Source organism: Amycolatopsis sp. NPDC004378, from assembly GCF_053602455.1.
Map to the genome: position 1 here is coordinate 172397 of NZ_JBSGDR010000014.1, position 26509 is coordinate 198905.

Consider the following 26509-nt stretch of genomic DNA (forward strand, 5'->3'; position numbering starts at 1 on the left):
CCCAAACGTGGATGACGCCCGAGTTTCCGAGCTGTTCGATCCGGCCGCGTGGACCGAGGTCGAAGGTTTCGCCTTCACCGACATCACCTACCACCGCTCCGCTGAGAACCGGGGCGGCAAGCGCGTCGTGCGCATCGCGTTCGACCGCCCGGAGGTCCGCAACGCCTTCCGCCCGCACACCGTCGACGAGCTCTACCGGGCGCTGGACCACGCCCGGATGAGCTCGGACGTCGGCTGCGTCCTGCTCACCGGCAACGGCCCCTCGCCCAAGGACGGCGGGTGGGCGTTCTGCTCCGGTGGTGACCAGCGTATTCGCGGACGCTCCGGCTATCAGTACGCGAGCGGCGAGACCTCCGACACGGTGGACCCCGCACGGGCCGGCCGGCTGCACATCCTCGAGGTCCAGCGGCTGATCCGGTTCCTGCCGAAACCGGTGATCGCGGTCGTGCCGGGCTGGGCGGCGGGCGGCGGGCACTCCCTGCACGTCGTGTGCGATCTCACGCTCGCCTCGGCCGAGCACGCGAAGTTCAAGCAGACCGACGCCGACGTCGGCTCGTTCGACGGCGGCTACGGCTCGGCCTACCTGGCGAAGATGGTCGGCCAGAAGTTCGCCCGCGAGATCTTCTTCCTCGGCCGCGAGTACTCGGCCGAGCAGATGCACCGGATGGGCGCGGTGAACGCCGTCGTCCCGCACGCCGACCTCGAGAAAGAGGCGCTGACCTGGGCGTGGGAGATCGTCGGCAAGTCGCCGACGGCCCAGCGGATGCTGAAGTACGCGTTCAACCTCACCGACGACGGCATGGTCGGCCAGCAGCTGTTCGCCGGCGAGACCACCCGGCTGGCGTACATGCAGGACGAAGCCGTCGAAGGCCGTGACGCGTTCCTGCAGAAGCGCGACCCCGACTTCAAGGACGTCCCCTATTACTACTGAACTGCTCCCGATCGGACTCGACGGCTCTCCGGAGGCGCTCGAGTCCCTGAAGAACGCCATCGCGGACGCGCTGGGCGGCGGCCCGGCCGTGCTGCCGTTCACCGACCCGGCGCTGCGGGACGCGATGGCGCCGGACGAGCCCGCCGAGCCGGACACCGCCGTGGTCATCGCCACGTCGGGGTCGACCGGCGCCCCCAAGGGCGTGCTGCTGTCGGCCCGCGCCCTGATCGCGTCCGCCGAAGCCACGCACCTGCGCCTCGGCGGCCCCGGACAGTGGCTGCTGGCCACGCCGGCGCACTACATCGGCGGGCTGCAGGTGCTGGTCCGGTCGCTGCTCGCGGGCACCGAACCCGCCTTCCTGACCGGCACCGGCTTCCGGCCGGACGACTTCGCGGCCGCGGCGGCGAAGCTCGACGGCGGCCCGCGCTACACGGCGCTGGTGCCCACCCAGCTCGTCCGCCTGCTCGACGACGGCGGTGCGGGGCTGGCCGCGGCGAAGACGTTCGACGCGATCGTGGTCGGCGCGGCCGCGACGTCGGCCTCCCTGCGGGACCGCGCGGCCGACGCCGGCGTCCGGATCGTGCCCGCGTACGGGATGAGCGAGACGGCCAGCGGCTGCGTCTACGACGGCTTCCCGCTCGACGGCGTCGAGGTCGACGTGACAGGCGAACGGATCCGCATCGCGGGCGACGTCCTCGCCCACGGCTACCGGCGCCGGCCGGACCTGACCGCGGCGGCCTTCCACGACGGCTGGTTCACGACGTCCGACCGCGGGGTCCGGCACGACGACGGCCGCATCGAGGTCCTCGGCCGCGCCGACGACATGATCAACACCGGCGGCGTGAAGGTGTCCGCGCACGCGATCGAACGGGTCCTCTGCGCACAGCCGGGCGTGCGCGACGCGTGCGTCGTCGGCGTGCCCGACCCGGAGTGGGGCGAGGCCGTGGTGGCGCTGGTCGTCCCGGCCGGTGAACCCGGCGACCTGCGCGCCGCGGTCCGGGCCGAGCTGGGCGCCGCGTCGACGCCGAAGCACGTCGAATACGACGCCGAGCTGCCGCTGCGCGGACCGGGCAAGATCGACCGCGAGGCCGTGAAAGCGCGACTTACGTCGGGTTCGCGCGGCTGAATGGCGGGACCGCCGTTGACATGCACGGGGTGCACCCGCTTGGCTACTCACCATGACGCGCTGGATCAGAACCGCTTTCATCGGCGCCGCCGTCACGCTGGGGGTACTCCTTCCCGCGGGCGCGGCCTTGGCTGACGGCCCCGGGGCCGACCCCAACAGCGGCCAGCTCACCTGGCAGCTGCCCACCACGGACTGACTCCCCGGGTTCCCGTCGCCGGGTGATCGAGATGGCGTTGAATGGCGCCATGGCGACAGTGAGCGAATGGATCGAGGGGGCCCGGCCCCGGACGCTGCCGAACGCGGTGGCCCCGGTCGTGGCGGGCGTCGGCGCGGCGATCGCGCTGGACGGGTTCTCGTGGTGGCGTTCGGTTCTGGCGCTGCTGGTCTCGCTCTCGCTGATCGTCGGCGTCAACTACGCCAACGACTACTCCGACGGCGTCCGCGGCACGGACGAGAACCGCGTCGGCCCGCTGCGGCTGGTCGGCTCCGGCGTCGCCGCGCCGAAAGCCGTGCTGCGGTCCGCCCTGGCCGCGCTGGGCCTGGCCGGGGTGCTGGGCCTGGTCCTCGTGCTCTCCAGCGGGCACTGGTGGCTGCTGGTCATGGGCGCGCTGTGCATCCTCGGCGCGTGGTTCTACACGGGCGGCAAGAAGCCCTACGGCTACTACGGTTTCGGCGAGATCGCCGTGTTCGTGTTCTTCGGGCTGGCCGGCGTGCTCGGCACGGTCTACGTCCAGGCGGGCCGGGTCAGCTGGGCCGCGCTCGCCTGCGCGGTGGCGGTCGGCTCCTTCTCGACGGCGGTCCTGACGGCCAACAACCTCCGCGACATCCCGACCGACATCGAGTCCGGCAAGCGCACCCTCGCCACGCGCCTGGGCGACGGCGGGACGCGCCGGCTGTACCTGGTGCTGCTCGCGGTGCCGTACGTGCTGAGCATCGTCCTCGGCATCGACCGGCCGCTGGTGCTGATCACACTGGTGACGGCGCCGATGCTGCTGAAGTCGGTCCGTGCGGTGGGCAGCGGGCAGCAGGGGCGCGCGCTGATCCCGGCGCTGCGGGACACGGGCTTGGCCATGCTGGCGTGGGCGATCCTGGCCGCGGTCGCGCTGAGCTTCTAGACCTCGATCAGCCGGAGGTCCCGGGCGGCGACGAGCGCCGCGGCCCGGGTGTGCACCCGCAGCTTGCGGAACAACGCGCCCTGCAGGTTCTCCACCGTCCGCGCCGAAATCCCGGCAGCCCCATCTGCACGCACATCGCGCGCGACGACGTGATCGTCATGCCCGCGTCGAACCGCGGCGAGGCGATCGGGCGGCCGACGAGCCGGCCGCTGCCGCCGAGCCACGCGACGACGTCGGCCACGTAGCTCCAGTCGTCGCCGCGGATCGTGAACAGGACGTCGTTGTCCTCCAGCACCAGCGGCACGGTGAACTCGGGCCGCCGCAGCTCGAGGACGCGCGCCCCGGGCGCGACGTCGGTGGGCCCGGCGAGCGTGCGCGGCATGTTCGCGTTCACCGGCGCCGCGGGGAACCGCGCGAAGTAGCTGTCGCTGTAGGCGACGTGCGTGCAGACGCCGCCCGGCGCGTACGGGTAGTTGCTTTCGATGGCGCGCAAAGCGCTTTCCATCCGGCCGGCGTCCGCTTTGGACTGTGCCCGGCTCAGCCGCGCGGTGACGAACGTGGTGCGGATCGGCGGCATCCCGACCGGGACGCCGTCCATCGTCTGCGCGGGCGGCATGAACGGTCCGAGGTCGAACTGGACGTCGGGGAAGGCGACGTCGGTGTCGGCCCAGGCCAGGCGCACCGGCACCCGGGCGAAGCCGGACACCAGGTCGAGCGTGCCGAGCGCGGCCATCGCCCCGGTGCGGCGCAGGGCGGTCCGGCGGTCGACCGGACGGGACAGGATCTCCCGCGATGCTCGCTCCCGCGTCACCGCCGGAGCGGTGCGCGAGCGGCCACTTCGACACGGGACGTTCCGGGACAACGGACACGGCGACTTCCGGGGACCCGCCGCCCCTCGTCGGCGCGGAGCGACCGTAGATCTTCCCGCGGGCCCGTCACCATGACGAGAAGAACCTGGGTATGCGGGGAAAACCCAGGTACCCGGCCGTCCACAAGGGATCAGTCTTCGGGGACGAACTTCCCGGTCGTCAGGAACTCCTCGAACAGGGCCGCGTGCGGCGCCAGGTCGAGTCCCTGCTGGTCGAGCCACTCGTCGTTGTAGTACGTGTGCGCGTACCGCTCGCCGCCGTCGCACAGCAGCGTCACGACGCTGCCCGCCTGGCCGTCCTCGACCATCCGGGAGATGAGCCGGAACGCGCCGTACAGGTTCGTGCCGGTCGAGCCGCCTGCCCAGTGCCCGGTGCGCTCGCGCAGCAGCCGGATGGCCGCCAGCGAACCGGCGTCGGGGATCCGGAACATCTCGTCGATGACGCCGGGTACGAACGACGGCTCGCAGCGCGGCCGTCCGATGCCCTCGATCCGCGACGGCATGCCGGTGGCGTAGTCGAGCGCGCCCGTCTCCCAAGCGCCGTAGAACGACGAGTTCTCCGGGTCGACGACGCAGATCTTCGTCGTGTGCCGCTTGTAGCGGACGTACCGGCCGAAGGTCGCGCTCGTGCCGCCGGTGCCCGCGCCGACGACGATCCACGTCGGCACCGGGTGGCGCTCCGAGCGCATCTGCGCGAAGACGGACTCGGCGATGTTGTTGTTGCCGCGCCAGTCCGTCGCGCGCTCGGCGTAGGTGAACTGGTCGAGGTAGTGGCCGTTGCACTCGGCCGCGAGCCGCTCCGCCTCGGGGTACATCGCTGGCGCTTCGTCGACGAAGTGGCACTCGCCGCCGTAGAACTCGATGAGCGCGACCTTCTCCTTCGACGTGCGCCGCGGCACGACGGTGATGAAGCGCAGGCCGAGCATGCGGGCGAAGTAGGCCTCGGACACGGCAGTCGACCCGCTGGAGGCCTCGACGAGCACGGTGTCCGGCCCGATCTGGCCGTTGACGAGCCCGTACAGGAACAGCGAACGGGCCAGCCGGTGCTTGAGCGAGCCGGTCGGGTGGACGGACTCGTCCTTCAGGTAGAGGTCGATGCCCCACTCCGGGGGCAGCGGGAAGACGTGCAGGTGGGTGTCGGCGCTGCGGTTGGCGTCGGCCTCGATGATCCGGACGGCCTCGCGGACCCAGCTGCGCGCGTGGCTCATTCGGTGCGGCCGGGGGTGTCGCCGCGCAGCTGCGCCCGCAGGTCGGCGCGGGCCCGGGCGCGCTTCTCGTTGCGCTTCGCCAGGCCGGCCGTGACGCGGGCGTTGAGCGGGCGGAACAGCAGCAGACCCAGCGGCAGCCCGACGACCAGGCCGACGACCAGCGCGACCAGCAGGGGCACGGTCGCCAGGGTCAGGCCCCACGCGATCACCCCGACCAGCACGAACCGCGCCAGGAGGTACAGCGTCAGGTCACGCGGCAAGTTGGTGCTCACATCAACGCAGGTTACGCCCCGCCCGCACGGTCCTTCTGCAGGCCCGCGTTGTTCGGACGGCCTTCGAAGCGCGTCGAGAGCACGACGGTGGTGTTCGTCCGCCCGACGCCGGGGATGCGGCGGAGGCGGCCCAGCGTGCGCTCGAGCTCGTCGACGGTCGGCACGCGCACCTTGACGACGAAGGCCTCGTCCCCGGCCACCGCGTAGCAGCTCTCGACCTCGTCGAGCTCACCGAGCGCGTCGGCGACGTCTTCGTCGGTCGCGGTGTCGGTCGGATGGATGCCGACGAGGGCGGTGACGCCGAGGCCGACCGAGCTCGGGTCGACGACCGCGTGGTAGCCGGTGATCACGCCGGCGGCCTCCAGCTTGCCCACGCGCTCGTGCACCGACGACGCCGACAGCCCGACGGCCCGCCCGAGATCGGCGTAGGTGGCCCGTCCGTTGATGCGCAAGGCCGCGATGATCTTCCGGTCCAACTGATCCACGGGATCACTCTATGCGGTTGGACAATCCCCCATTGGCACCACGCCCGGCCGCCGATGCCCCGGTGGAATGACGTCTTCGCGCGTCACGTCACCGGAAATTTAGTTGCAGAACGTAAGCAAGGTGTCCGTTTTGACCTTTAAGGGCTCTTTACTCTTGGACAACCGTTCGAGTACCCGACGGGTGAAGTGCAACGATTGCCGTGTTGGCTACCCCGGCGGAACGGGCCAGAAGGGCCCGGACGCCTCCGGTATAGCAGTGAGGTCGTTAAGGAGGCGGAAAATGACCGCGACGATGGGCGGACGCCTGCTCACCCCTGGCGAGGTGGCGGCGCTGTTCCGGGTGGACCCGAAGACGGTGACCCGGTGGGCGACGGCGGGCCGGATCGGCTCGATCCGCACCCCGGGCGGGCACCGGCGGTTCCGGGAGTCCGAGGTCAACGAGCTCCTCGCGGAGCTGACCACGGACGCCAGCGAACCGGCTCGCAAGGCCTGATCCACCTGGACGCCGGGGCCGTGACGGGCACGGGGGACCTCCCCCGCCCCGCCGCGGCCCTTCGTGTTTCGCGGACCCCGCCGCCGCGGGTGCCCCGACAGACGATGTTCTGACGCCGCGGGGATGGACCGCGCCCGGCGAACCCAGCCGCGCCCTGGCCCCCACGGCGAACAGGCCCCGCCGCAGGTGCAATCAACAATCCTGCGCGGCCACTCCCGCCAGCCCTCGGCCCGCGCGGCGAACAGGCCCCGCCGCAGGTGCGATCGACGATCCTGCGCGGCCACTCCCGCCGGCCCGCGCGGCACTCGCAGCCCGTTCGAGCGCTGTCGCAAGCCGTTCGGGTACTTCTGCGCCGAATCGCCCGGGTCGCGAGGCCTCACGGCTTCCTGCGAACCATCCGCGCAGCGGAGCCGTATTCAGGTAATGGGAAACCTTTTCCCGCCCCGGTGCGGCCTTTCGTGTTCCGGTCGTCACCCCGCTCGACGGGGTTCGGGCCGAAACCCGGTCCGACGGGTTAACCTCGGGGGACCCACACGGAAGGATCCGGCATGCTCGCTCTGCTCGCGGCGGTCGGCGCGCTGGTCGTCGCCCTGCTCCTGTGGCGGTCGTTCGCCGGCCAGCGGATCGGGGTCACCTCGGCTCCGCGCCGGGCCCCGATCGCCCCGGACGACGATCCCGATTTCCTGCGCCAGCTGGCCGAACAGCAGCGCAAGCGCCGGGACGAAGACGACTAGCGGTAACCCTGCGAAAGCGGGGTCGCGAAGCCGTCGGCCACCGTCGCCGCCAGGTCCAGCAGGGCCAGGCGCGTGTCACCCGAAAGCCGGTCCAGCTCGATTTCCGCGCCTTCTTCCAGGTGCGGGTCGAACGGGATCTTGCAGACCGCCCGGACCTTCGCGCCGAAATGCGCCGAAAGCTTGTCCAGGTCGACCGAGCCGCCCTTCGGACGGACCGAGTTGATCACCGCGACCGAGCGCTTCACCAGCTCGCCGTAGCCGTGGGCCTCGAGCCAGTCCAGCGTCGCCGACGCGCTGCGGGCCCCGTCGACCGAGCCCGACGACACCACGACCAGCGCGTCCGCGACGTCCAGGACGCCCTTCATCGCCGAGTGCATCAGGCCGGTGCCGCAGTCGGTGAGCACGATGTTGTAGAAGTGCTCCAGCAGGTTGACCGTCCGCCGGTAGTCGTCCTCGGAGAAGGCCTCGGAAACGGCCGGGTCCTGCTCGCTCGCGAGGATTTCCAGCCGGCTGGAGCCCTGGGACGTGTACGACCGCACGTCGCTGTAGCGCGTGATGCGGGCCGCGTCGCGCAGGAGGTGGCGGACCGTCGCCGTCGTCTCCAGCGGGAGCTTCTGCGACAGCGTGCCGCGGTCCGGGTTGGCGTCCACCGCCACCACGCGATCGCCGCGCAGCGAGGCGAACGTCGCGCCCAGCGTCGTCGTCACCGTGGTCTTGCCGACGCCGCCCTTGAGCGAGAGCATCGCGATCTTGTAGCACCCGCGCAGCGGCTGGTTGACGCGCGCGATGAGGTCGCGGCGCTGGGTGTCCGCCGGGCTCTCGCCCGGGTTGATCAGCTTGCCGGACCCGACGTAGACGGCCTTGCGCCAGCCGGACTGCGGCGGCCGCTTGACCTGCTTGACCAGGTGCGCGGTCGACAGGTCGTGGCCGTGGCCCTGCGGGGGCGCCGCGTGCCGGCCGCCCTGGGGCTGCGGGAGCCCGGACGGCTGCTGCTGCTGCTGCTGCGGGTACTGGCCCTGCGCGTACTGCGGCTGCAGCGGCGGCAGGTTCTGGTCGTAGCCGTACTGGCCCTGGGGCACCTGGTGCGGGCCCGAAACGGCCGGGTTGGGCACCTGGTGCGGGCCCGACACCGCGGGGTTGGGCACCTGGTGGGGCCCGGACACCGCGGGGTTGGGCGGCGGCGTGACGGCCTGCGTCGGCTGCACGTCGTAGGCACCCGAGGTCTCCGGATGCGGGTGCGAGTCCGTCCGGTCCTCGGCGAACAGCCCCGGCTGCTGCTGCGGCGCAGCGGCCGGCTCGGCCTGTTCGGGGTGGCCAGGAGCCGATTCTTCATTGGGTCCGGTCACCGGTGTAAACCTCCGCGCACTCCGCCCGACATCACTCCCCCTGAGGACGACGGTAGTCGGCGGCCCCGCGTTCTGCTCAGCCCACCCCGGCGTACGAGTGCAGGCCCGCCGTGACGAGGTTCACGAAGAACAGGTTGAAGATCATCGCGGCGAACCCGACGATGTTGATCGCCGCGGCCCGGGCGCCGCGCCAGCCCGCGGTCGCCCGCGAGTGCAGGTAGGCCGCGTAGATCACCCAGGCGATGAACGCGACGGTCTCCTTGGGGTCCCAGCCCCAGAACCGGCCCCAGGCCGACTCGGCCCAAACCGCGCCGCACAGGACGCCGAAGGTGAAGACCGGGAAGGCGAAGATGGTCGTCCGGTAGGCGATCCGGTCGAGGACGTCGGCCGCGGGCAGTTTCGACGCGAACCGGGCGAACTTCGTCTCGTCCTTCTCGTAGGCCGAGCGGAACAGGTACAGGACGCTCGCGACACCCGGCACCAGGAAGACGCCGGAGCCGATGATGGCCGCCGAGACGTGGATGACCAGCCAGTACGACTGGAGCGCGGGCTGCACCGGCGCCGCCGTGGTGTACAGCAGCGTGCCGTTGATGAACATCAGGATCACGACGGGCAGCAGCAGGAAGCCGGTGAGGTGGCGGACCGGGAACTTCCCCATCACGACGATCCAGGTGACCACCGTGATGAAGGTGACCGCCATGCCGTACTCGTACATGTTGCCCCACGGCGCGCGGTGCACGGCGAGGCCGCGCAGCACGATCGCCGACAGCTGCAGCAGCGCGCCGAGCACGAGCAGCGACGCGCCCATCTTGCCGATCCGCTCGGGACGGCCGGACGTGCGCTGCGCGGCCTGGGCCTCCTCGGCCGGCGGCCCGCCGGCGCCGACGAGCTCGCGCGCGCGGAGCTTCGCCCGCTCGGTGGCGAGCCGGCCCTTGGCGCCGAAGCCCTGCTCGACCAGCGTCATCATCAGGGCGACGACGTAGATCGCGGCGGCGGTGGTGTACAGCCAGTCGCTGTAGGTCGACAGCGTCTCGTTGATCGGCATGCCTCAGCCCTTCTGACCACTGATCAGGCGTTCACTGATCCGGTGGAACTCTTCGCCGTACCCCGCCTGGTCGGTGCGGGCCAGTCCGGCGACCTCGATCACGGTACCCGGGTCGTCCTCGGTGCCCGGCTTGACCCGGACCCACAGCCGTCGGCGCTTGACCAGCAGGGACGCGCCGAGGCCGAGGAACATCGCGATGGCGAAGCCGAGCACGAACCCCTGCGTCGGGTCGTGGGAGACCTGCAGGGAGACCCAGTGGTTGACGCCGTCGAAGCGGATCTTCGTGCCGTCGTCCAGCGTGATCTCCTGGCCGACCTTCAGGTTCTCGCGAGCGACCTTCTTGAGCCGGCCGTCGTCCACGAGGGACTGGTCGATCTCGAACACCGACTGGCCGCGCCCGGCGTCGAGGCCGAGGTCGCCGCGCATGATGTCGACCGCGACCGCGGGGTCCTTCACCTCCGGCGCCGAGGACGTCAGCACGTTCCCGTGCATGAACGCCGTCGGCGCGAACAGGCCGGTGATGGCGAGCTGGCGGGTGCGCCGCTGCACCTCGTCGGTGATGCCGGGCTGGTCGAACTTCGTCGCGCCCTCGGCGAGCATCGTCGTCGGGTCGACCGTGCGCCACTGGGTGTTCTGGGTGCGCTTTTCCCCGTTCGGGAAGGTCACCGTGAACTGCGGCGAGTTGCCCTGGCCGAGCAGGTAGACGCGGTCGCCCGCGGTGCGCAGCGGCGAGTTGACCTCGAGGCCGTAGGGCTTCCAGGTGTTCGTCTCCAGGTCCTCGCCGGACTGGTACTGGATGTTCGAGTGGTAGTACTCCGGCTCGCCGGCCGGGGTGTACCGCACGGTGAAGTCGTTGATCTTCACGCAGAACGGGTCGAGGTCGGTGCCGTCGACGCGCAGGCCCGCGTTGAAGGAGTCGTAGTTGTAGATGCCGGAGTTGCAGAACGTGCTGCCGTCGGCCTGGACGATGACCTGGCCCTCGTAGCCGTACAGCTTGCCCAGCGCGAAGAACACGATCAGGCCCAGCATGCTGAAGTGGAAGAGCAGGTTGCCGGTCTCGCGCAGGAACCCGCGTTCGGCGGAGATCGTGCGGACGCCGTCGGCTTCCTCCCGCTCGACCCGGCGCCAGCCGGACAGTCGCTTGTGGACGGCCGCGATCTCGGCGTCGACGTCGGACTTGCCCCGGCCGAGCCGGTAGTGCGGCATCCGGGCCAGGTTGCGCGGGGTCAGCACCGGCTTGGCGCGCATCGCCTTGACGTACTCGAAGGTGCGCGGCGTCAGGCAGCCCACCAGGGAGATCATCAGCAGCAGGTAGATCGCCGAGAACCAGATGCTGGAGTAGACGTCGTAGAACTCGAGCTTGTCGAGCAGGGTGCCCCACCAGCCGTGCGCGCTGATGTACTCGTCGACCTTGGGGGCGTTGAGCTTGCGCTGCGGCAGGAGCGCACCCGGCAGCGCGGCCAGGGCGAGCAGGAACAGCAGGACGAGCGCGGTGCGCATCGACGTCAGGCCGCGCCAGGTGTTGCGGAGGAAGGCGAAGGCGCGCTTGACCGGCGTGTTGCGCGGCGGCTTCGGGGCCGCGGGCGGCGCTTCCGTGGTGGTCACAGCGGCAGCTCCAGGTTGCCCGCGAGCTCGTTGCGCAGCCAGCCCATCAGATCTCCCCACACGCCGGTGACCAGCAGGATGCCGACGATCATCAGCAGCGCGCCGCCGAAGACCTGCACCTGGCGGCCGTGCCGGCGGACCCAGTCGGTGGCGCGCACGGCCCAGCGGGCGCCGAGCGCGATGAGCAGGAACGGCAGCCCGAGGCCGAGGCAGTAGACGGCGATGAGCAGGTAGCCGCGGACCTCGGCGCCGCCGGTCGCGCTGGCCAGCGTCGTGACGGCCGACAGCGTCGGGCCGATGCAGGGCGTCCAGCCGAGGCCGAAGATCGCGCCGAGCAGCGGAGCGCCCCAGACCCCGCCGCCGGGGACGCGGTGCGAGCGGACCTCGCGCTGCAGGCCGGGGATCCAGCCGAGGAACACCAGCGCCATGGCGATGGTGAGGACCCCGCCGATGCGCTGGAGCAGGTCCTGGTTGACCACGAGGGTGTCGGCCAGCCAGACGAGGGTGCCCAGCGTGGCGACGAAGACGACGGTGAACCCGAGCACGAACAGCAGCGCGGCGCCCAAGACGGCCCAGCGGCCCTTCTTGCGGTCTTCGTCCGCGCTGACCGCGGGGGCGTCCGCGCCGACCAGCGCGGCGAGGTACGCGAGGTACCCCGGCACGAGCGGCACCACGCACGGCGAGGCGAAGGAGATCGTTCCGGCCAGCAGCGCGACGCCCGCGGCGAGCAGCAGCGGTCCGGAGATCGCCAGCTCGGTAACGGAGTTCACCCCGTTGAGGGTAGGCAGTGAGGTCCCGGTGAGAACTCCGGGGCCGGTTCACAGGACCTCGGTCACAGCAGTTCAGGACCTTGGTCCCGCGGGTTCCGCGGCCTCGAGGACGCTCCCCGGGAAGTGCGGGGCCGCGTCAGGCCTGCTCGGCCGTCAGCCGCTGGGTCACCGGGAGGAGGTCCTGGGCCAGCACCGGCCGCAGGAACACCGCCGCCACCCGGTGCTGCTTGTCCAGCACGATCGTCGACGGGATGATGTTGCGGGGGTAGCCGCTCAGCTTGAGCAGTACCCGGCCGTCCGGGTCGTAGATCGAGGGGTACGTCAGCTTGCGGTCGCGGACGAAGTCCTGGGCCACCTCGCGTGCCGGGTCGCGGACGTCGATGCCCACCACCTGGACGCCCTGCTTCGCGACCGCCTCCATCTCCGGGACCTCCGTGCGGCACGGTCCGCACCACTGGCCCCACAGGTTGAGCACCACGACCTTGCCCGGGTAGTCCGCGAGCGACAGCTGCTTGCCCTCGTTCATCAGGTCCTCGCCCGCCAGCACCGGCGCGGTCTGCCGCTGGGCGAGGTCGTACGTGATGTCGACCTTGCCGCCCGGGGAGACGAAGCTGAAGCTGCTCCCCTGCACCACCGCGTCCTTGCCGCTGCTGCACCCGGCCACGGCCAGCACGACGAGCGCCGCGCCAAGAAGCCGTTTCATGCCCCGGTCACCTTCGGGTCGGTGGTGCCCGCCGGCTCGCTGTAGACGATCTCGCGCAGCTCGTCGCCGTCGAAGACCAGCGACGTCAGCGACGCCAGCGAGCACTGGCGGCGGCGCGGGTCGTGCCACAGCTTCTTGCCCTCGAGGAACCGCCGGAGCGTCCAGATCGGCAGCTGATGCGAGACACACAAAGCCTCGTGACCGAGGGCCGCGTCCCGCGCGCGGTGGACCGCGCCCAGCATCCGGTGCGCGATCTCGAGGTACGGCTCGCCCCACGACGGCTTGAACGGGTTGACCAGCTTCGGCCAGTGCTTCGGCTCCCGCAGGGCGCCGTCGCCGACCGCGACGTGCAGGCCCTCGAACTGGTTGCCGGCCTCGATCAGGCCCTCGTCGGTCGCGATGTCGAGCCGGTGCGCCGAGGCGATCGGGCGGGCCGTCTCCTGTGCCCGCTGCAGCGGCGACGCGACGACGTGCACGAGGTCGTGGCCGGCGACGGCCTCGGCGACCGTGAGCGCCTGCCGCTGTCCGCGCTCGGAGAGCCGGTAGCCGGGCAGGCGGCCGTAGAGGATCTTCTCGGGGTTGTGCACTTCGCCGTGCCGAAGCAGGTGGACGACGGTGGTCACTTGACCGCCTCCGCCGCCGCGCGAGCCGCCGCGGGCAGAGCCGCTTCGATCACCGAGAACGCTTCGTCGTCCATCGCCGCGTTGACGAACCAGGCCTCGTACGCGCTCGGGGGCCCGTACACGCCCGCGTCGAGCAGCGCGTGGAAGAACGCCGGGTAGCGCCAGGTCTCGGACGCCTGCGCGCCCGCGTAGTCGCGGACCGGCCGGTCGCCGAAGAACACGCTGACCAGGTTGCCCGCGTACTGGACGTGGTGCGCGACACCCGCGTTGCCCAGTTCGCGGTGGAAGAGGTCGCCGAGGCGCTTCGCGTTGGCGTCGAGGGCCGCGTACACGGCGTGGTCGGCCGCGCGCAGCGTCGCGAGGCCGGTGGCCACCGCGACGGGGTTCCCGGACAGCGTCCCGGCCTGGTAGACCGGCCCGCCCGGGGCGAGCTTGGCCATCACGTCGGCGCGGCCGCCGAAGGCCGCCGCCGGCAGCCCGCCGGACATCACCTTGCCGAACGTGTAGAGGTCCCCGGCCACGCCTTCGAGGCCGAACCAGCCTGCGCGCGAGACGCGGAAGCCGGTCATGACCTCGTCCATGATGAGCAGGGCGCCGTGCTCGCGGGCGATCTCCAGCAGCCCGGCGTTGAAGCCTTCGTCCGGCGCGATCGCGCCCATGTTGCCGGCCGCGGCCTCGGTGATCACCGCGGCGATCTCCCCCGGGTTGTCCACAAAGGACTTCCGGACGGCGTCGAGGTCGTTGTAGGGCAGCACCAGCGTGTCGGCGGCCTGCGCCCCGGTGACGCCCGGCGACGTCGGCAGCCCGAGCGTCGCGACGCCGGAGCCGGCCTGCGCGAGCAGCGCGTCGACGTGACCGTGGTAACACCCGGCGAACTTCACGACCTTCGAGCGGCCGGTGAACCCGCGGGCCAGCCGGATCGCGCTCATCGTGGCTTCGGTGCCCGAGTTGACCAGGCGCACCTGCTCGACGGGCTCGACGCGGTTGATGATCTCCTCGGCCAGCTCGACCTCGCCGATCGTCGGCGTGCCGAACGACAGCCCGGACACCGCCGCCGCGCGCGCCGCCTCGACCACCGCCGGGTGGGCGTGGCCCAGGATCATCGGCCCCCACGACGACACCAGGTCGACGTAGCGGTTGCCGTCGGCGTCCCACAGGTGCGGGCCCTCGCCGCGGACCATGAACCGCGGGGTGCCGCCGACCGAGTTGAACGCCCGGACCGGCGAGTTCACCCCGCCCGGGACGGCCACCTTCGCGCGTTCGAACCATGCCTTGGACTGCTCGGTTCCGTTGCTCACCTGTCCAGTGTGGCAAACCCGCCTAAGATGGCCGGACGCCGCCCGGGAGGGGAACAGCCGGTGACCGAACGTGTCCCGCAGCGCAACCCGTGGCTGGTGCTGGCCTGCTTCTTCGGCGTCGTCGCCGTGGTCGCGGTCGTCGGTGCCCTGGCCGCCGTCTCGGCCAAGGACGTCTACGCCCGGCTCGAGCTGCCGTCGTGGGCGCCGCCGGCCGGCCTGTTCGGTCCGGTATGGACGGTGTTGTACGTCATGATCGCGCTGGCCGGCTGGCTGTACTGGCGCACGGACGGCGAGACGCGGGGCTTCGCCGCGTACGGCATCGGCCTGCTGGCCAACCTCCTGTGGACCCCGCTGTTCTTCGAGGGCGGCGCGGCGAAGGCGGCGCTGGTCGACATCGCCGTGCTGGACGTCGTCGTGGTCGTGACGATCGTCCTGTTCGGCCGCCGCTCGAAGGCCGCCGCCGCGCTGCTGGTGCCCTACCTGGCCTGGATCCTCTACGCGACGGCCCTCACCGCCGCGATCGTCGTCCTGAACTAGCGCGCCGCCTGCTGGGTGATGGCCTGCGCGGTCACCGTGCCGTCCTGGCCCGCCTGGCCCTGCACGACCACCGTCGCGCCCGGCTTGAGGTCGGCCAGCTTGCCCGGCTGGGTGACGCCGACCGTGGTCGAGTCCGATGTGGACACCTTGACGTCGTCGCCCTGCACGGTCTTGACGTAGACCGTGGTGCCGTCGACGCGGTCGACGGTCCCGGTGGTGCCGCGGCCGCCCCCGCCGCGGAACCCGCCGCCCTGCTGGCCGGTGCCCGCCTGCGTGCCCCCGGCCTGGGTGCCGCCGAAGCCGCCGCCGTTCTGGCGCGCCGACGGCGTCGACCCGCTGCCGGACGACGAGCCGAACGCCGCGTGCGTCCAGGCCCCGCCGCCGAAGGCGATCGCGAGGACGACCAGCCCGGCCAGCACCAGCGTCGTGCGGGAGAACGGCTTCGCGGCCCGGCGCATTTCGGCGTTGAGATCGCCTTCGACCGCCGGGCTGGCGACGATCTCCTCCGCGGTCGGCGGGTTCGTGGTGGAGGAAGACATGCGAAAGACTCCTTATTCGTGACGCAGGGCGTCGATGGGCCTCAGTTTGGCGGCCCGGTTCGCCGGGAAGCTGCCGAAGAACAGCCCGATCAGGGCGGACACCGCGAAGGCGAGCAGGATCGAGGAGGGCACCACGACGGGTTTGATCCCGGAGATGGTGAACCGGCTGCCGATGATCCCGATCGCGACGCCGAGCAGCCCGCCGAACAGGCTGAGCATGGTCGCCTCGGCGAGGAACTGGCCGAGGATGGCCGAGCGCGGCGCGCCGATGGCCTTGCGGATGCCGATCTCGCGGATCCGCTCGGTGACCGTGACCAGCATGATGTTGGTGACGCCGATGCCGCCGACCAGCAGTGAGATCGCCGCGACCGCGGCCAGCAGGACGGTGAACGTCTCGGTCGCCGACGTCCGGGTCGCGAGGAGCTGCTCGGAGTTCTGGATCTGGTAGTCGGCGGTGCCGCCGAGCCGGATGCCGTGGCGGGCGTTGAGGATCGCGGTGATCTCGGACTGGGCGAGCGACACCGAGTCGGCGCTGGTGGCCTGGACGGCGATCTGGTTGAGGCTGCCGTAGCCGGCGAGGGAGTTCTGGACGGCCGAAATCGGCGCGATCGCGACGTCGTCGGCGTTCTGCAGCCCGGTGCTGCCCTTGGCCTGCAGCACACCGATCACGGTGAACTGGATGCTGTTGAGCAGCACGTTCTTGCCGACCGGGTCTTCGGTGCCGAAGATCGACTGCGCGGTCGTCGGGCCGAGGACGACGACCTTCCGCGCGGCCGTGACGTCCTCGCCGGTGAACAGCTGGCCCTGGGCGAGGTCGCGGTTGGTCGTCGTGAAGTACGCCGGTTCGGTGCCCGCGACGCTGGAGATGTCGTACGACGTCTGCCCGTAGGTGGCGGTCGCCGTGGTGTTGACCACCGGGGAGGCGGCCTTGACGTCCGGCGCGCCGACGGGGTCGACGAGCGCGTGCGCGTCCTGGACGGTCAGCGGCCGCGCCGACGCGCTCTGCCCGCCGCCGCGGGCCGGGGAGACGTTGACGACGTTGGTGCCGAGGCCCTGGATGCTGGCCGCGATGGCCGCCGAGGCCCCGTTGCCGACCGCGACGAGCAGGATCACCGCCGCGACGCCGATGGTGATGCCGAGCGTCGTGAGCGACGAGCGCAGCTTGTTGGCCGTGAGCCCGCGCACGGCGAAGCGCAGGATTTCGAAGAGGTTCACGAGACCGCCCCCACCGCGCGGGTCACTTCGTCGGACACGATGAGGCCGTCGTCGACCCGCACGACGCGGTGCGCGTGGTGGGCGACCTCGTCCTCGTGCGTGATCACGACGATGGTGCGGCCGAGGGAGTTGAGCCGGTCGAAGACGCCGAGGACGTCCTCGGTGCTGCGGCGGTCGAGGTTGCCGGTCGGCTCGTCGGCCAGCAGCATCGCCGGGCCGGTGACCAGCGCCCGCGCCACGGCGACGCGCTGGATCTGCCCGCCGGACAGCTCGCTCGGCAGGTGCTTGGCCCGGTCCGACAGCCCGACCATGTCGAGCGCGGCGAGCGCGCGGCGCCGCCGCTCGGCCCGCCGGAGTCCGCTGTAGACGAGCGGAAGTTCCACATTGGACAACGCGGTCGTGCGCGGGACGAGGTTGAACGACTGGAAGATGAAGCCGATCTTCCGGTTGCGCAGCAGGGCCAGCTGGCGCTCGTTGAGCTTGTCGACGCCGAAGCCGTCGAGCAGGTACTTGCCCGAGGACGGCACGTCGAGGCAGCCGAGCATGTTCAGCAACGTCGACTTGCCCGAGCCCGAGGCCCCCATGATGGCGACGTACTCGCCGGGCCACACGGTGAGGTCGACGCCGCGCAGCGCGTGCACGGCCGTCTCGCCGGCGCCGTAGGTCTTGCGCAGTCCGGAGACCGCGATCACCGGGTTCACCCGCGGCCGCCGAAACCGCCACCGGCGCCGGTGCCCGTACCGCGCGTTCCGCCGCCGGGGAAGCCACCGGTCCCGCCGCCCGGGAACCCGCCGGTGCCGCCCGTGCCGCCGGTCCGGCCGTTGCCGCCGGTGGTCCCGGTCGCGGCCGTCGCGGTGAGCACGACGTTCTCGCCCTCGGTGAGCCCGGAGGTGATCTGGACGGTCGACTCGCCGCGGATGCCGACCTGCACCTGGCGCGTCACGTTCTGGCCGTTCGCCTGCACGGTGACGATGTTGTTGCTGCCCACGGTCGTCACCGCCGCGGCCGGCACGCTCAGCGCGTTCTGCGCCTCGGCGACGGTGATCACGACGCTCGCCGACTGCCCGGGCCGCAGCCCGTCCGGCGGGCTCGTCAGCGCCAGCTGCGCGCCGTAGGAAACGACGCTGCCGCTCGTGGTCGGCGTGAGGTTGATGCTGGAGACGGTCGCCTGGATCGGCTGGTCGGGCAGCGCGTTGAGGGTCACGGTGGCCTTCTGGCCGGTCTTCACCTTGCTGATGTCGATTTCGGCGACCGAGGTGTTCACGACCAGGCCGGTCATGTTCGTGATGGTGATGAAGCCACTGCTGCTGGAGCTGCTGCTCGACGACGAGCTGTTCGAGTTCGACGAGCCCTGCCCGCCCTGCCCGCTGCCGCCGCTGCTCGACGTCGCCTGGCTGCTCGCGGCGGACCCGCTGGAGGACTGCTGGCCGACCGAGCCGTTGACCGCGGTGACCGTGCCGGAGCCCGGCGAGTAGAGCGTGGTGTTGTCGAGGGCGGTCTGCGCCGTCTGGACGTCCAGCTGGGCCTGGTCGAGCTTCGCCTGCGCCGAGGTGACGTTGTTCGCGGCGGACTGCGCGGAGTTCTGGCTGTTCGGCCCGGTCGCCGGGGTGGCTTCGGCCGTCTCGGCGGTGTCCAGGCTGTCCTGCGCGACCGCGAGGTTCGCCTTCGCGACCTGCAGCTGCTTCGCGGCCTGCGTGCTGTCGACGGTGGCGAGCTTCTGCCCGGCGCTGACGACGTCGCCGACCTTCACGTCGATCGACGTGACCTTCCCGGCCGTCGCGAAGTTCGCCGCGCCGGTGTAGCTGCTCGCGAGGGTCCCGGCCGCGGAGATGGTCTCGGTGACCGTCGCGCGGCGCACCGGGGTGCTGCGCGTCTGGGCCTGCGCCGTGGTCTGGGACGGGCTGAATGCCTGGTATATCCCGAATCCCGCTCCGGCCAGCAGCACGACCAGAGCACCGTTGATCACCCATGCCTTCGAGGCACGCACGCGCGTCATGCGGCAACCTTGGTGCCGCTGTTTAGCAATTGACTGTTCGTTCCCTGTGCGGGAGCTGTGTATCAGGCCTTGGGCTCGCGGTGGCGCGCACGCACCGCGAGCGAGAGCTGACGCACCGCGTCGACCAGCAGGATCGCGGCCACCGTGCCCAGCCCGATGGCGGCGGCGAGCAGCCCGCCGAAGTACCGGTGCGACTCGAGCGTCGCGCCGTCGTCGGTGTGCGTGACGACGGTGGCGATCCCGCCGTGCCAGCACGCGTAGGCGGCCCACCCGGCCGCGACGGCGAGCAGGACCTCCACGACGGCGACGAGCGTCCGCCACGGCTTGTGCAGCCGTGCGCGCGGGCCGGGTTCTTCCGGCGGCCAGAGCTCGGCCCCGGTGGGCTGCGGAAGGTCGATCACAGCGGGGATTTTCTCATGCCTGCCCCGGCGTCGCCCGGACGAGCCGGTCCAGCGCGTCCCGCAGGGCCTCGACGTCCTTCGCCCACGCCAGGACCACCGTGCCGTCCGCCAGCTCCACCGGCAGCGAGTCGTACTTCCGCGGCACCGCCCAGCCGCCGCCCAGGACGCGGGCGCCCACCGGCGCGCCGACGTCCGTCACCGAGGCGAGCTGGTCGGCCGGGACCTTCTCGCGGCCCTGGCGCAGCTGCTTCGTCGTGACCTCCAGCGACAGGAACCGGCGCCGGGCGTACACCCACGGCACCGTGATGACGCAGAGGCCGAACCCGACCATCAGCCAGCCCACGACGTGCACCGGGCCGCCCGTGGCCAGCTCCGCCAGCGCGCCGAGCAGCGCGAACACCGGGCCCCACGCGATGGCCCCCCAGCTCACGCCCGATTCGGCGTAGAGCCGGTCGCTCACGGCTTCTTGCCGGCCTTCGGGAAGTAGCCCGCCACCGACGGCAGGTACAGCATGACCAGGGCGACCACGAACACCAGCACCGCGACCAGCGTCAGGTAGTTGATGATCGGCGCGATCGTCATGATCAGCAGCAGCATCACGATCGGCAGGATCGTCAGCACCGTCCGCGCCGAGCGGGTGCCCTCGCGCGCCTTGTACGCGAAGAGCAGGAACAGCAGCACGAACACGACCGCGCCGCCGAGCAGGTACCACAGCAGCGCCGTGACGCCGTCCGCGATCGTCTGCGGTGTGTACTTCGGGTCGTTCGTCGCCTTGACGAACTGGTCGATCACCGCGGACTTGCTGCTCAGCAGCTGGACGTAGCTGAGGATCAGCACGACGCCGCCGGCGAGCCACAGCCAGAACGAGATGGCCACCGGCCGGGGCGGTGCCGCCTTCGGGGCCTTTTGGCCCGGCAGCACCGGGTCGGGCGAACGGCCGCGTTTGCGCCGTTCGTCGTCGGTGAGACCGCTGAGATCCTCGGTGTCTTTGTCCGCCACGGCGGTGACTCTAACCGCTCAGTCCAGCCAGGCGGCGGCTTCGGTGGCCCAGTACGTGAGGATCAGGTCCGCGCCCGCCCGGCGGATCGACGTCAGCACCTCGAGGATCGTGCGCTCGCGGTCCAGCCAGCCGTTCGCCGCGGCCGCCTCGACCATCGCGTACTCGCCCGAGATGTTGTACGCCGCCACCGGCACCGGCGAGATGTCCGCGGCCGCCTTGACGACGTCCAAATAGGACAGCGCGGGCTTGACCATGACCATGTCCGCGCCCTCGGCGAGGTCCAGCTCGATCTCGCGCAGCGCCTCGCGCGCGTTGCCCATGTCCTGCTGGTAGGTCTTGCGGTCGCCCTTGAGCTGCGAGTCGACGGCCTCGCGGAACGGGCCGTAGAACGCGCTCGCGTACTTCGCGGAGTAGGCGAGGATCGCCTTGTCGCTGTGCCCGACCTCGTCGAGCGCCCGGCGGATGACGCCGATCTGGCCGTCCATCATCCCGGACGGCCCGAGCACGTGCGCCCCGGCTTCGGCCTGCGCGACGGCCATCTCGGCGTAGATGCGCAGCGTGGCGTCGTTGTCGACCGCGCCGTCGGCGTCCAGGACACCGCAGTGGCCGTGGTCGGTGAACTCGTCGAGGCAGGTGTCGGCCATCAGCACGGTCGCGTCGCCGAGCTCGTGGCGCAGGTCGCGCAGGGCGACGTTGAGGATGCCGTTCTCGTCGACGGCCCCGGAGCCCTCGGCGTCCCGCGTCTTCGGGATGCCGAAGAGCATGAGCCCGCCGACGCCGGCGTTGACCGCGTCGACGGCGGCTTTCCGCAGGGTGTCCCGCGTGTGCTGGACGACCCCCGGCATGCTCGAGATCGGCCGCGGCGCGTCGATGCCTTCGGCGACGAACATCGGGAGGATCAACTGGCGTGGCCGCAGTGTCGTCTCACCCACCAGCCTGCGCATGGCCGGGGTGGTGCGGAGCCTGCGGGGACGATGCTCTGGGAACACCCTTCCAAGTTACTCCCGCCCTGATCGCCGGGGTTCCGCAAGGGTGCTCAGCGGTCTTCCCCGATCGCCGAAACGCGCGGTCGCCGACCACCCCGGCCGAAAGCCGTGAATGGCACATTAAGGGACTCAGAGTCCCTCAATGTGCCATTCACGGACCTTGGAGCGTCAGGAGCGGCGGGCCCGCTTCGCCTTGCGCGGCGGCGGCAGGGCGCCTTCCGCACGCAGGCGCGCGGCGTGCTCGGCCAGGGCGTCCACCAGGTGCGGGACGTCGGCCTTCTCCGGCTGGACGTCGACCCGGAGGCCGAACTCCACCGCGGTCTCGGCCGTCTTCGGGCCGATGCACGCGACCAGCGTGCGGGTGTGCGGCTTGCCGGCGATGCCGACCAGGTTCCGCACGGTCGAGGACGAGGTGAAGCAGACCGCGTCGAACCCGCCGGTCTTGATCATCTCGCGGGTCTCGGCGGGCGGCGGGGCGGCCCGGACGGTCCGGTAGGCCGTCACGTCGTCGATCTCCCAGCCGCGGTCACGGAGGCCGGCCGACAGGGTCTCGGTGGCGATGTCCGCCCGCGGCAGCAGCACGCGGTCGACCGGGTCGAGCACGTCGTCGTACGGCGGGAACTCGGCCAGCAGGCCCTCGGAGGACTGCTCGCCCGAGGGGACCAGCTCCGGGATGATGCCGAACGAGCGCACCTTCGCCGCGGTCGATTCGCCGACGCAGGCGATCTTCACGCCGGAGAACGCGCGGGCGTCGAGCCCGAACTCCTCGAACTTCTCCCACACCGCGCGGACCGCGTTGGTGGAGGTGAAGACGATCCACTGGTAGCGGCCGTCGACCAGGCCCTTGACCGAGCGCTCCATCTGCGCCGGGCTGCGGGGCGGCTCGACCGAGATGGTCGGCACCTCGTGCGACGTCGCGCCGTGGCCGCGCAGGCGCTCGGCCATCTCGCCGGCCTGCTCCTTGGTGCGCGGCACCAGGACCTTCCAGCCGTACAGCGCGCGCGACTCCCACCAGGACAGCTTCGAGCGGTGGCCGGCGGCCTGGCCGATCGTGACGATCAGCGGCCCGACGAGCTCGCCCGCGTCGTTGGCGACCTTCTCGAGCGTGGTGTCGAGGGTGCGCTGGGTGTTGATCGTGCCGTTCGCGGTGACCGCGACCGGGGTCGACGACGGCAGGCCGTTGCCGGTCAGCGCCGAAGCGGCCTCGGCCAGGTGGGCCGACGTCGCGTGCAGCACCAGCGGGCCCGGTGAGGCGGCCAGGGCCGCCCAGTCGACGTCGCCGCGGACGTCGACCTCGGTGTGCGTGCCGCCCAGCGCGACGCCGGCGTACGCCGGGACGGCCGCGCCCGGGGAAACGCCCGGGATGACGTCGAACACGGCGCTCGTGCGCGCGACCGCCTGCACCTCGGCCACGACGGCCGGGGTGGTCAGCGGGTCGCCCGCGATCAGCCGCAGCACCAGCCGCCCGGCCTTGGCCTCGGCGGTCAGGTCCTTGGCGACCTCGGCGGCCTCGCCGACGGCGGGCCGGACCTCGGCGCCCTCGGCGGCCATGGCCAGCACGGCCTGCGGCACGTCGGGGTCGGTCACCACGACCTCGGCCTTGGCGAGCAGTTCCTGGGCACGGACCGTGAGCAGGCCGGCGTCGCCGGGGCCGGAGCCCACGAACGCTACGCGCCCGGTGGTCTTTCGCGCGGGGGTCATCTCTCTCCTCTTGCGGCGGCCATGCGGGATCGCAGGGCCACAGGTCTCCTACACGTCTTTCGAAGCGCCCGCGGGGGCGCTACTGCGCGGGGCCGGAGAACACTCCGGCGCCCAGGTCCAGCAGCTCGGCGGCCAGGTCCTTGCCCAGCTGGGCGGCCTGGTCCTTGTCGGCCAGCGCGGAGGCCCGGACCATGTCCACCGCGCCGTTCTCGCCTTCGGCCGCGGCGGTGCCGCGCAGCGAGATCCGTTCCACGACCTTGCCCTCGGCGTCGAGATCTTCGACGATCTCGGCGAGCGCGCCCACCGGCGCGCTGCACCCCGCCTCGAGCGCGGCCAGCAGGGCCCGCTCGGCCGTCACCGCGACCCGCGTGCCCTCGTCGTCCACTGTGGATGCGAGCAGCTGCTCGATGTCCACGTCGGCGGACCGGCACTCCACTGCCAGCGCCCCCTGGGCGGGGGCGGGCAGCATCTGGATCGGGTCGAGGGTCTCGGTGATCGCCTCGACCAGTCCGACCCTGGCCAGTCCGGCACGCGCGAGCACCACGGCATCGAGCTCGCCGTCGGTGACCTTGCGCATGCGGGTGTCGATATTGCCGCGAATCGGCACGATTTCCAAACCGAGGCCCAGCGCGCGCAGCTGCGCGGTGCGCCGGGCGGCCCCGGTGCCCACTGTGGACCCCGGCGGCAGCTCGCCCAAAGTGAGGCCGTCCCGCGCGATCAGCGCGTCCCGCGGGTCCTCCCGCGGCGGCACGGCGGCGAGCGTGATGCCCGGCTCCGGCGCCGTCGGCAGGTCCTTGTAGGAGTGCACGATGACGTCGACCTCGTTGCGCAGCAAGGCTTCGCGCAGCGCGGAGGTGAACACGCCGACGCCGATCGTCGCGATCGGTGCCATCGACTTGTCGCCGGGGGTGGTCACCTTGACGATCTCGACCTCGACGCCCTGGGCGCGCAGCGCGTCGGCGACCGTCCCGGTCTGGGTCAGCGCGAGCTTCGAGCCGCGCGTGCCCATGCGAATGACTCTGGTCACTACTACTTCTTCTCCGGTGGGGGCTTCGGGCTCGCCACCGCGGCGGGGGCCTGCGGGTCGAGGCAGAACAGTTCTCGCAACGCGTTCGCGTAGTCGGTGTCAGCCGAATCGGCGGCCAGCTGCTTGACCCGCACCGTCGGTGCGTGCAGCAGCTTGTCGACCACCCGGCGGACGGTGCGGCCGACCTCTTCCCGGACGCCCGGCTCCAGGTCCGGCAGCCGGTGGTCGAGGCGCAGCAGCTCGGCGTCGACGACCTCGGCGGCGCGGCGGCGCAACGCCGTCACGGTCGGGGTGACCTCGGCGCTGCGCTGCCCGGCGAGGTAGTCGCGCACCTCGTCGAGCACGATCCCGGTCGCCTTGGCGGTCTGACGCTCGGTGGTCGGGGTGCCGGCTTCGCGCATCCGGCGCTGGATGGTGGCGAGGTCGACGACGCGGACGCCGGCCAGCTCGCCGACCGCCGGGTCGACGTCGCGCGGCAGACCCAGGTCGCAGACGACCAGGTCACGGCCGCCGCGCGGCAGCACGTGCTCCGGCCCGAAGACGGCGTCCTGCGCGCCGGTGCAGCAGATCACGACGTCGGCGTCGCGCACCGCGTCGGCGACCCCGGACAGCGGGATCGCGCGGGCGGGGACGCCCTGCTCGGTGACGTTCGCGGCGAGCCGGCGGGCGCGGGCGTCGGTGCGGTTGGCCACGGTGATCTCGCCGATCCCGGCCTTGCGCAGCTGCGACGCGCTCAGCGCGCCCATCGACCCGGCGCCGACGATGACCGCGTGCTTGCCGGCGACGTCCCCGGCCGCGGCGAGCGCCTCGGACACGACCGACGCGCCCAGCTGGTCGAGGCCGGTCTCGGAGTGCACGCGCTTGCCGACGCGCAGCGTGGTCTGGATCAGCTCGTGCAGCGTGCGGCCGACGGTGCCGGCCTCGCGCGCGGTGGCGTAGGCGGACCGGACCTGCCCGAGGATCTGCGTCTCGCCGACGACCATCGAGTCCAGGCCCGAGGTGACCGAGAACAGGTGCTCGACGGCCGCACCGGCGTAGTGGACGTACAGGCTGTCGTAGAGGTCGGCCGGTTCCACCCCGGCCTGGCGGGACAGCACGCGGGTGACGTCGTCGAGGCCGCCGTGGAAGGTCTCGACGACGGCGTAGACCTCGATGCGGTTGCACGTCGAGACGAGCATGACCTCACTGACGTGCTCGGCCTGCTGCAGCTCGTCGAGCACCTTGCCGACCTCGGGCGCCGGCACCGCGACGCGCTCGAGCGTGCTCAGCTCCGCAGTGCGATGCGAGAGACCGACCGCCAACACGCTCATGAGCGCACCACCATTTCCCGTCCGCCGTCCGGACCCGAACCGTTCCGCCCGCCCTTGCCATTCTCGGACGGCAGGCCCGCACCGGGTAATCCGGAATTGCCCTGATTACCGGCGGCGTCGTCCGCGCGGCGGGCCACATGGAACGAGAGTATCTGCAGCTCCACAGCCAAATCCACTTTGCGGACCTCGATGTGAGCAGGAACCTGCAACACGACCGGGGCGAAGTTGAGGATGCACTGGACACCGCCCGCGACCAGGCGGTCACAGACCGACTGCGCGGCGGTCGGCGGGGTGGCGATCACGCCGATGGAGATGCCGCGCTCGGCGCACACCCGCGGGATGTCGTCCACGTGCGACACCGGAAGGCCGCCGACCGGCACGCCGATCAGGTCCGCGTCCAGGTCGAACAGCGCTTCGACCGGGAACCCGCGCCCCGGGAAGCCGCCGTAGTTGGCCAGGGCGTGACCGAGGTTGCCGATCCCGACGACGGCCACTTTGTGCTGCCGGGTCAGGCCCAGGATCCGCTCGATCTGGCTGACCAGGACGCTGACTTCGTAGCCGACCCCGCGGGTGCCGTACGAGCCGAGGTAGGAGAGGTCTTTGCGCAATTTCGCGGAATTGACGCCGGCCGCCTGCGAGAGCTCTTCGCTCGAAACGGTCGTCGCGCCCTGTTCCGACATTCCGGACAGCACCCGGAGGTAGACGGCGAGCCGGGCGACGGCGGCTTCGGGGATCGACTTCGCCCGGACGGCCTCGGGGGCATCCCCGTTGCGGGCGGACCCGTGCGCGGGTACGGCCGGGATCTCGGCGGTGGGCGCGTTGTCGGCGTCCGGGGTGCCCTGCCGGCGGGGCCGTCGCGGCGGCCGGCCCGGGGAGCCCGCTTCGTCGCGCCTCCCCCGCTGTGTCACCACGCCGTCGTCTCCTGCCCGCTGTGCACCCGGCGGCCATCGCCACGGCCGTTCCGAACTGTGTCTTGACCCAGGGCACGAGGTCCGGTTCGATGCCGGACCACCCGGGGGCGATGGTCCTACGGTAGACCACTTGTGAACGCGCGCACAAAGTCACTGGTCGGAGGCGGTTCCGCCGGGCCCGCGATCATGACACCGCGTCAGAATCCTTGCCGGGCAAGGCAGTTCGGGCGGACGGCCCCGGCCGAGCCCGCCCGGGTGCCGGCC

The 26509-nt window shown here is 71.7% G+C and carries 30 protein-coding genes; 7 read left to right on the plus strand and 23 right to left on the minus strand.

Features of this window, described 5'->3' with window-relative positions:
- Positions 1–7: 7 nt before the first annotated feature.
- Genes ACWEN0_RS33365 through ACWEN0_RS33380 form a run of 4 tightly spaced genes read left to right on the plus strand, consistent with a single transcriptional unit; the run spans position 8 to position 3172 of the window.
- On the plus strand, positions 8–931 hold the full coding sequence (locus tag ACWEN0_RS33365) for a 1,4-dihydroxy-2-naphthoyl-CoA synthase (RefSeq protein ID WP_451982674.1): 924 nt from the start codon (positions 8–10) through the stop codon (positions 929–931).
- Position 932: 1 nt separating this feature from the next.
- The gene (gene menE, locus ACWEN0_RS33370) at positions 933–2057 is read left to right on the plus strand and encodes an o-succinylbenzoate--CoA ligase (RefSeq protein WP_451982942.1); all 1125 of its coding nucleotides are present in this window, start codon (positions 933–935) and stop codon (positions 2055–2057) included.
- Positions 2058–2109: 52 nt separating this feature from the next.
- Entirely contained in the window at positions 2110–2253 is a 144-nt protein-coding gene (locus tag ACWEN0_RS33375; protein WP_451982677.1) for a hypothetical protein, read from the plus strand.
- Positions 2254–2302: 49 nt separating this feature from the next.
- Positions 2303–3172 carry a 1,4-dihydroxy-2-naphthoate polyprenyltransferase gene (locus tag ACWEN0_RS33380; RefSeq protein ID WP_451982680.1) on the plus strand — a complete coding sequence of 290 codons (870 nt, stop codon included), beginning with the start codon at positions 2303–2305 and terminating at the stop codon, positions 3170–3172.
- Positions 3173–3179: 7 nt separating this feature from the next.
- On the opposite strand, the gene ACWEN0_RS33385 is transcribed toward ACWEN0_RS33380, so the two are convergent.
- The 4 genes from ACWEN0_RS33385 to ACWEN0_RS33400 all read right to left on the minus strand — a co-directional run bounded on the left by ACWEN0_RS33385 (position 3180) and on the right by ACWEN0_RS33400 (position 6005).
- Positions 3180–3983, minus strand: coding sequence for a DUF7405 family protein (locus ACWEN0_RS33385; protein ID WP_451982683.1), 804 nt, complete (start codon positions 3981–3983; stop codon positions 3180–3182).
- Between the two features lie 188 nt (positions 3984–4171).
- Entirely contained in the window at positions 4172–5248 is a 1077-nt protein-coding gene (locus ACWEN0_RS33390; RefSeq protein WP_451982686.1) for a PLP-dependent cysteine synthase family protein, read from the minus strand.
- A complete protein-coding gene (locus tag ACWEN0_RS33395) occupies positions 5245–5520 on the minus strand; it encodes a DUF4229 domain-containing protein (RefSeq protein WP_451982689.1) in 276 nt (91 codons plus the stop codon). The genes ACWEN0_RS33390 and ACWEN0_RS33395 overlap by 4 nt, the downstream gene beginning before the upstream one ends.
- Positions 5521–5531: 11 nt before the next feature.
- Positions 5532–6005, minus strand: a complete 474-nt coding sequence (locus ACWEN0_RS33400; protein ID WP_451982692.1) for an Lrp/AsnC family transcriptional regulator — start codon at positions 6003–6005, stop codon at positions 5532–5534.
- Between the two features lie 280 nt (positions 6006–6285).
- Between ACWEN0_RS33400 and ACWEN0_RS33405 the strand changes: the two genes are divergently transcribed.
- Both ACWEN0_RS33405 and ACWEN0_RS33410 read left to right on the plus strand, forming a co-directional pair.
- A complete protein-coding gene (locus ACWEN0_RS33405) occupies positions 6286–6498 on the plus strand; it encodes a BldC family transcriptional regulator (RefSeq protein WP_072474890.1) in 213 nt (70 codons plus the stop codon).
- Between the two features lie 548 nt (positions 6499–7046).
- The gene (locus ACWEN0_RS33410; protein WP_451982695.1) at positions 7047–7232 is read left to right on the plus strand and encodes a hypothetical protein; all 186 of its coding nucleotides are present in this window, start codon (positions 7047–7049) and stop codon (positions 7230–7232) included.
- Here the strand turns inward: ACWEN0_RS33410 and ACWEN0_RS33415 are convergent.
- From ACWEN0_RS33415 to hemL, 7 genes are all read right to left on the minus strand, one after another.
- Positions 7229–8578: a nucleotide-binding protein gene (locus ACWEN0_RS33415; protein ID WP_451982698.1), complete on the minus strand. Its 1350-nt coding sequence runs from the start codon at positions 8576–8578 to the stop codon at positions 7229–7231. The genes ACWEN0_RS33410 and ACWEN0_RS33415 overlap by 4 nt on opposite strands.
- A 76-nt stretch (positions 8579–8654) precedes the next feature.
- On the minus strand, positions 8655–9623 hold the full coding sequence (gene ccsB / locus ACWEN0_RS33420) for a c-type cytochrome biogenesis protein CcsB (protein WP_451982701.1): 969 nt from the start codon (positions 9621–9623) through the stop codon (positions 8655–8657).
- 3 nt (positions 9624–9626) lie between these two features.
- Positions 9627–11228, minus strand: coding sequence for a cytochrome c biogenesis protein ResB (resB, locus tag ACWEN0_RS33425; protein ID WP_451982704.1), 1602 nt, complete (start codon positions 11226–11228; stop codon positions 9627–9629).
- Positions 11225–11998 (minus strand): cytochrome c biogenesis CcdA family protein, encoded by a 774-nt coding sequence (locus tag ACWEN0_RS33430; protein WP_451982707.1) that lies wholly within the window; start codon positions 11996–11998, stop codon positions 11225–11227. The genes resB and ACWEN0_RS33430 overlap by 4 nt, the downstream gene beginning before the upstream one ends.
- Positions 11999–12134: 136 nt before the next feature.
- The gene (locus ACWEN0_RS33435) at positions 12135–12701 is read right to left on the minus strand and encodes a TlpA family protein disulfide reductase (protein WP_451982710.1); all 567 of its coding nucleotides are present in this window, start codon (positions 12699–12701) and stop codon (positions 12135–12137) included.
- Positions 12698–13324, minus strand: coding sequence for a histidine phosphatase family protein (locus ACWEN0_RS33440; protein ID WP_451982713.1), 627 nt, complete (start codon positions 13322–13324; stop codon positions 12698–12700). The genes ACWEN0_RS33435 and ACWEN0_RS33440 overlap by 4 nt, the downstream gene beginning before the upstream one ends.
- Entirely contained in the window at positions 13321–14622 is a 1302-nt protein-coding gene (gene hemL / locus ACWEN0_RS33445; protein ID WP_451982716.1) for a glutamate-1-semialdehyde 2,1-aminomutase, read from the minus strand. The genes ACWEN0_RS33440 and hemL overlap by 4 nt, the downstream gene beginning before the upstream one ends.
- Positions 14623–14682: 60 nt before the next feature.
- Between hemL and ACWEN0_RS33450 the strand changes: the two genes are divergently transcribed.
- On the plus strand, positions 14683–15159 hold the full coding sequence (locus tag ACWEN0_RS33450) for a TspO/MBR family protein (RefSeq protein ID WP_451982719.1): 477 nt from the start codon (positions 14683–14685) through the stop codon (positions 15157–15159).
- On the opposite strand, the gene ACWEN0_RS33455 is transcribed toward ACWEN0_RS33450, so the two are convergent.
- The 12 genes from ACWEN0_RS33455 to ACWEN0_RS33510 all read right to left on the minus strand — a co-directional run bounded on the left by ACWEN0_RS33455 (position 15156) and on the right by ACWEN0_RS33510 (position 26245).
- On the minus strand, positions 15156–15698 hold the full coding sequence (locus ACWEN0_RS33455; RefSeq protein WP_451982722.1) for a hypothetical protein: 543 nt from the start codon (positions 15696–15698) through the stop codon (positions 15156–15158). The two genes, ACWEN0_RS33450 and ACWEN0_RS33455, sit on opposite strands and share 4 nt — an antisense overlap.
- A 12-nt stretch (positions 15699–15710) precedes the next feature.
- Entirely contained in the window at positions 15711–16913 is a 1203-nt protein-coding gene (locus tag ACWEN0_RS33460) for an ABC transporter permease (protein ID WP_451982725.1), read from the minus strand.
- The gene (locus ACWEN0_RS33465) at positions 16910–17614 is read right to left on the minus strand and encodes an ABC transporter ATP-binding protein (protein ID WP_451982728.1); all 705 of its coding nucleotides are present in this window, start codon (positions 17612–17614) and stop codon (positions 16910–16912) included. The genes ACWEN0_RS33460 and ACWEN0_RS33465 overlap by 4 nt, the downstream gene beginning before the upstream one ends.
- The gene (locus tag ACWEN0_RS33470) at positions 17611–18909 is read right to left on the minus strand and encodes an efflux RND transporter periplasmic adaptor subunit (RefSeq protein ID WP_451982731.1); all 1299 of its coding nucleotides are present in this window, start codon (positions 18907–18909) and stop codon (positions 17611–17613) included. Before ACWEN0_RS33470 ends, ACWEN0_RS33465 begins: the two co-directional genes overlap by 4 nt.
- Before the next feature lie 62 nt (positions 18910–18971).
- Positions 18972–19310 (minus strand): hypothetical protein, encoded by a 339-nt coding sequence (locus tag ACWEN0_RS33475; RefSeq protein WP_451982734.1) that lies wholly within the window; start codon positions 19308–19310, stop codon positions 18972–18974.
- Positions 19311–19323: 13 nt separating this feature from the next.
- On the minus strand, positions 19324–19770 hold the full coding sequence (locus ACWEN0_RS33480; RefSeq protein WP_451982737.1) for a hypothetical protein: 447 nt from the start codon (positions 19768–19770) through the stop codon (positions 19324–19326).
- Positions 19767–20309, minus strand: a complete 543-nt coding sequence (locus ACWEN0_RS33485; protein WP_451982740.1) for a hypothetical protein — start codon at positions 20307–20309, stop codon at positions 19767–19769. Before ACWEN0_RS33485 ends, ACWEN0_RS33480 begins: the two co-directional genes overlap by 4 nt.
- 18 nt (positions 20310–20327) lie before the next feature.
- The gene (gene hemB / locus ACWEN0_RS33490) at positions 20328–21299 is read right to left on the minus strand and encodes a porphobilinogen synthase (RefSeq protein WP_451982743.1); all 972 of its coding nucleotides are present in this window, start codon (positions 21297–21299) and stop codon (positions 20328–20330) included.
- A 165-nt stretch (positions 21300–21464) separates the two neighbouring features.
- Entirely contained in the window at positions 21465–22997 is a 1533-nt protein-coding gene (locus ACWEN0_RS33495; RefSeq protein WP_451982746.1) for a uroporphyrinogen-III synthase, read from the minus strand.
- A gap of 79 nt (positions 22998–23076) precedes the next feature.
- The gene (gene hemC, locus ACWEN0_RS33500) at positions 23077–24006 is read right to left on the minus strand and encodes a hydroxymethylbilane synthase (protein WP_451982945.1); all 930 of its coding nucleotides are present in this window, start codon (positions 24004–24006) and stop codon (positions 23077–23079) included.
- Positions 24007–24026: 20 nt separating this feature from the next.
- Positions 24027–25334, minus strand: coding sequence for a glutamyl-tRNA reductase (locus ACWEN0_RS33505; protein ID WP_451982749.1), 1308 nt, complete (start codon positions 25332–25334; stop codon positions 24027–24029).
- Positions 25331–26245, minus strand: coding sequence for a redox-sensing transcriptional repressor Rex (locus ACWEN0_RS33510; protein WP_451982752.1), 915 nt, complete (start codon positions 26243–26245; stop codon positions 25331–25333). The genes ACWEN0_RS33505 and ACWEN0_RS33510 overlap by 4 nt, the downstream gene beginning before the upstream one ends.
- Between the last annotated feature and the right edge of the window lie 264 nt (positions 26246–26509).

Coding starts and splice junctions, on each gene's coding strand:
- ACWEN0_RS33375 (WP_451982677.1), top strand. CDS start 2,110: ATGACGCGCTGGATCAGAACCGCTTTCATCGGCGCCGCCGTCACGCTG.
- hemC (WP_451982945.1), bottom strand. CDS start 24,006: ATGGGCACGCGCGGCTCGAAGCTCGCGCTGACCCAGACCGGGACGGTC.
- ACWEN0_RS33495 (WP_451982746.1), bottom strand. CDS start 22,997: ATGACCCCCGCGCGAAAGACCACCGGGCGCGTAGCGTTCGTGGGCTCC.
- ACWEN0_RS33390 (WP_451982686.1), bottom strand. CDS start 5,248: ATGAGCCACGCGCGCAGCTGGGTCCGCGAGGCCGTCCGGATCATCGAG.
- ACWEN0_RS33380 (WP_451982680.1), top strand. CDS start 2,303: ATGGCGACAGTGAGCGAATGGATCGAGGGGGCCCGGCCCCGGACGCTG.
- ACWEN0_RS33455 (WP_451982722.1), bottom strand. CDS start 15,698: ATGTCTTCCTCCACCACGAACCCGCCGACCGCGGAGGAGATCGTCGCC.
- ACWEN0_RS33470 (WP_451982731.1), bottom strand. CDS start 18,909: ATGACGCGCGTGCGTGCCTCGAAGGCATGGGTGATCAACGGTGCTCTG.
- ACWEN0_RS33405 (WP_072474890.1), top strand. CDS start 6,286: ATGACCGCGACGATGGGCGGACGCCTGCTCACCCCTGGCGAGGTGGCG.
- ACWEN0_RS33435 (WP_451982710.1), bottom strand. CDS start 12,701: ATGAAACGGCTTCTTGGCGCGGCGCTCGTCGTGCTGGCCGTGGCCGGG.
- ccsB (WP_451982701.1), bottom strand. CDS start 9,623: ATGCCGATCAACGAGACGCTGTCGACCTACAGCGACTGGCTGTACACC.
- ACWEN0_RS33410 (WP_451982695.1), top strand. CDS start 7,047: ATGCTCGCTCTGCTCGCGGCGGTCGGCGCGCTGGTCGTCGCCCTGCTC.
- ACWEN0_RS33505 (WP_451982749.1), bottom strand. CDS start 25,334: ATGAGCGTGTTGGCGGTCGGTCTCTCGCATCGCACTGCGGAGCTGAGC.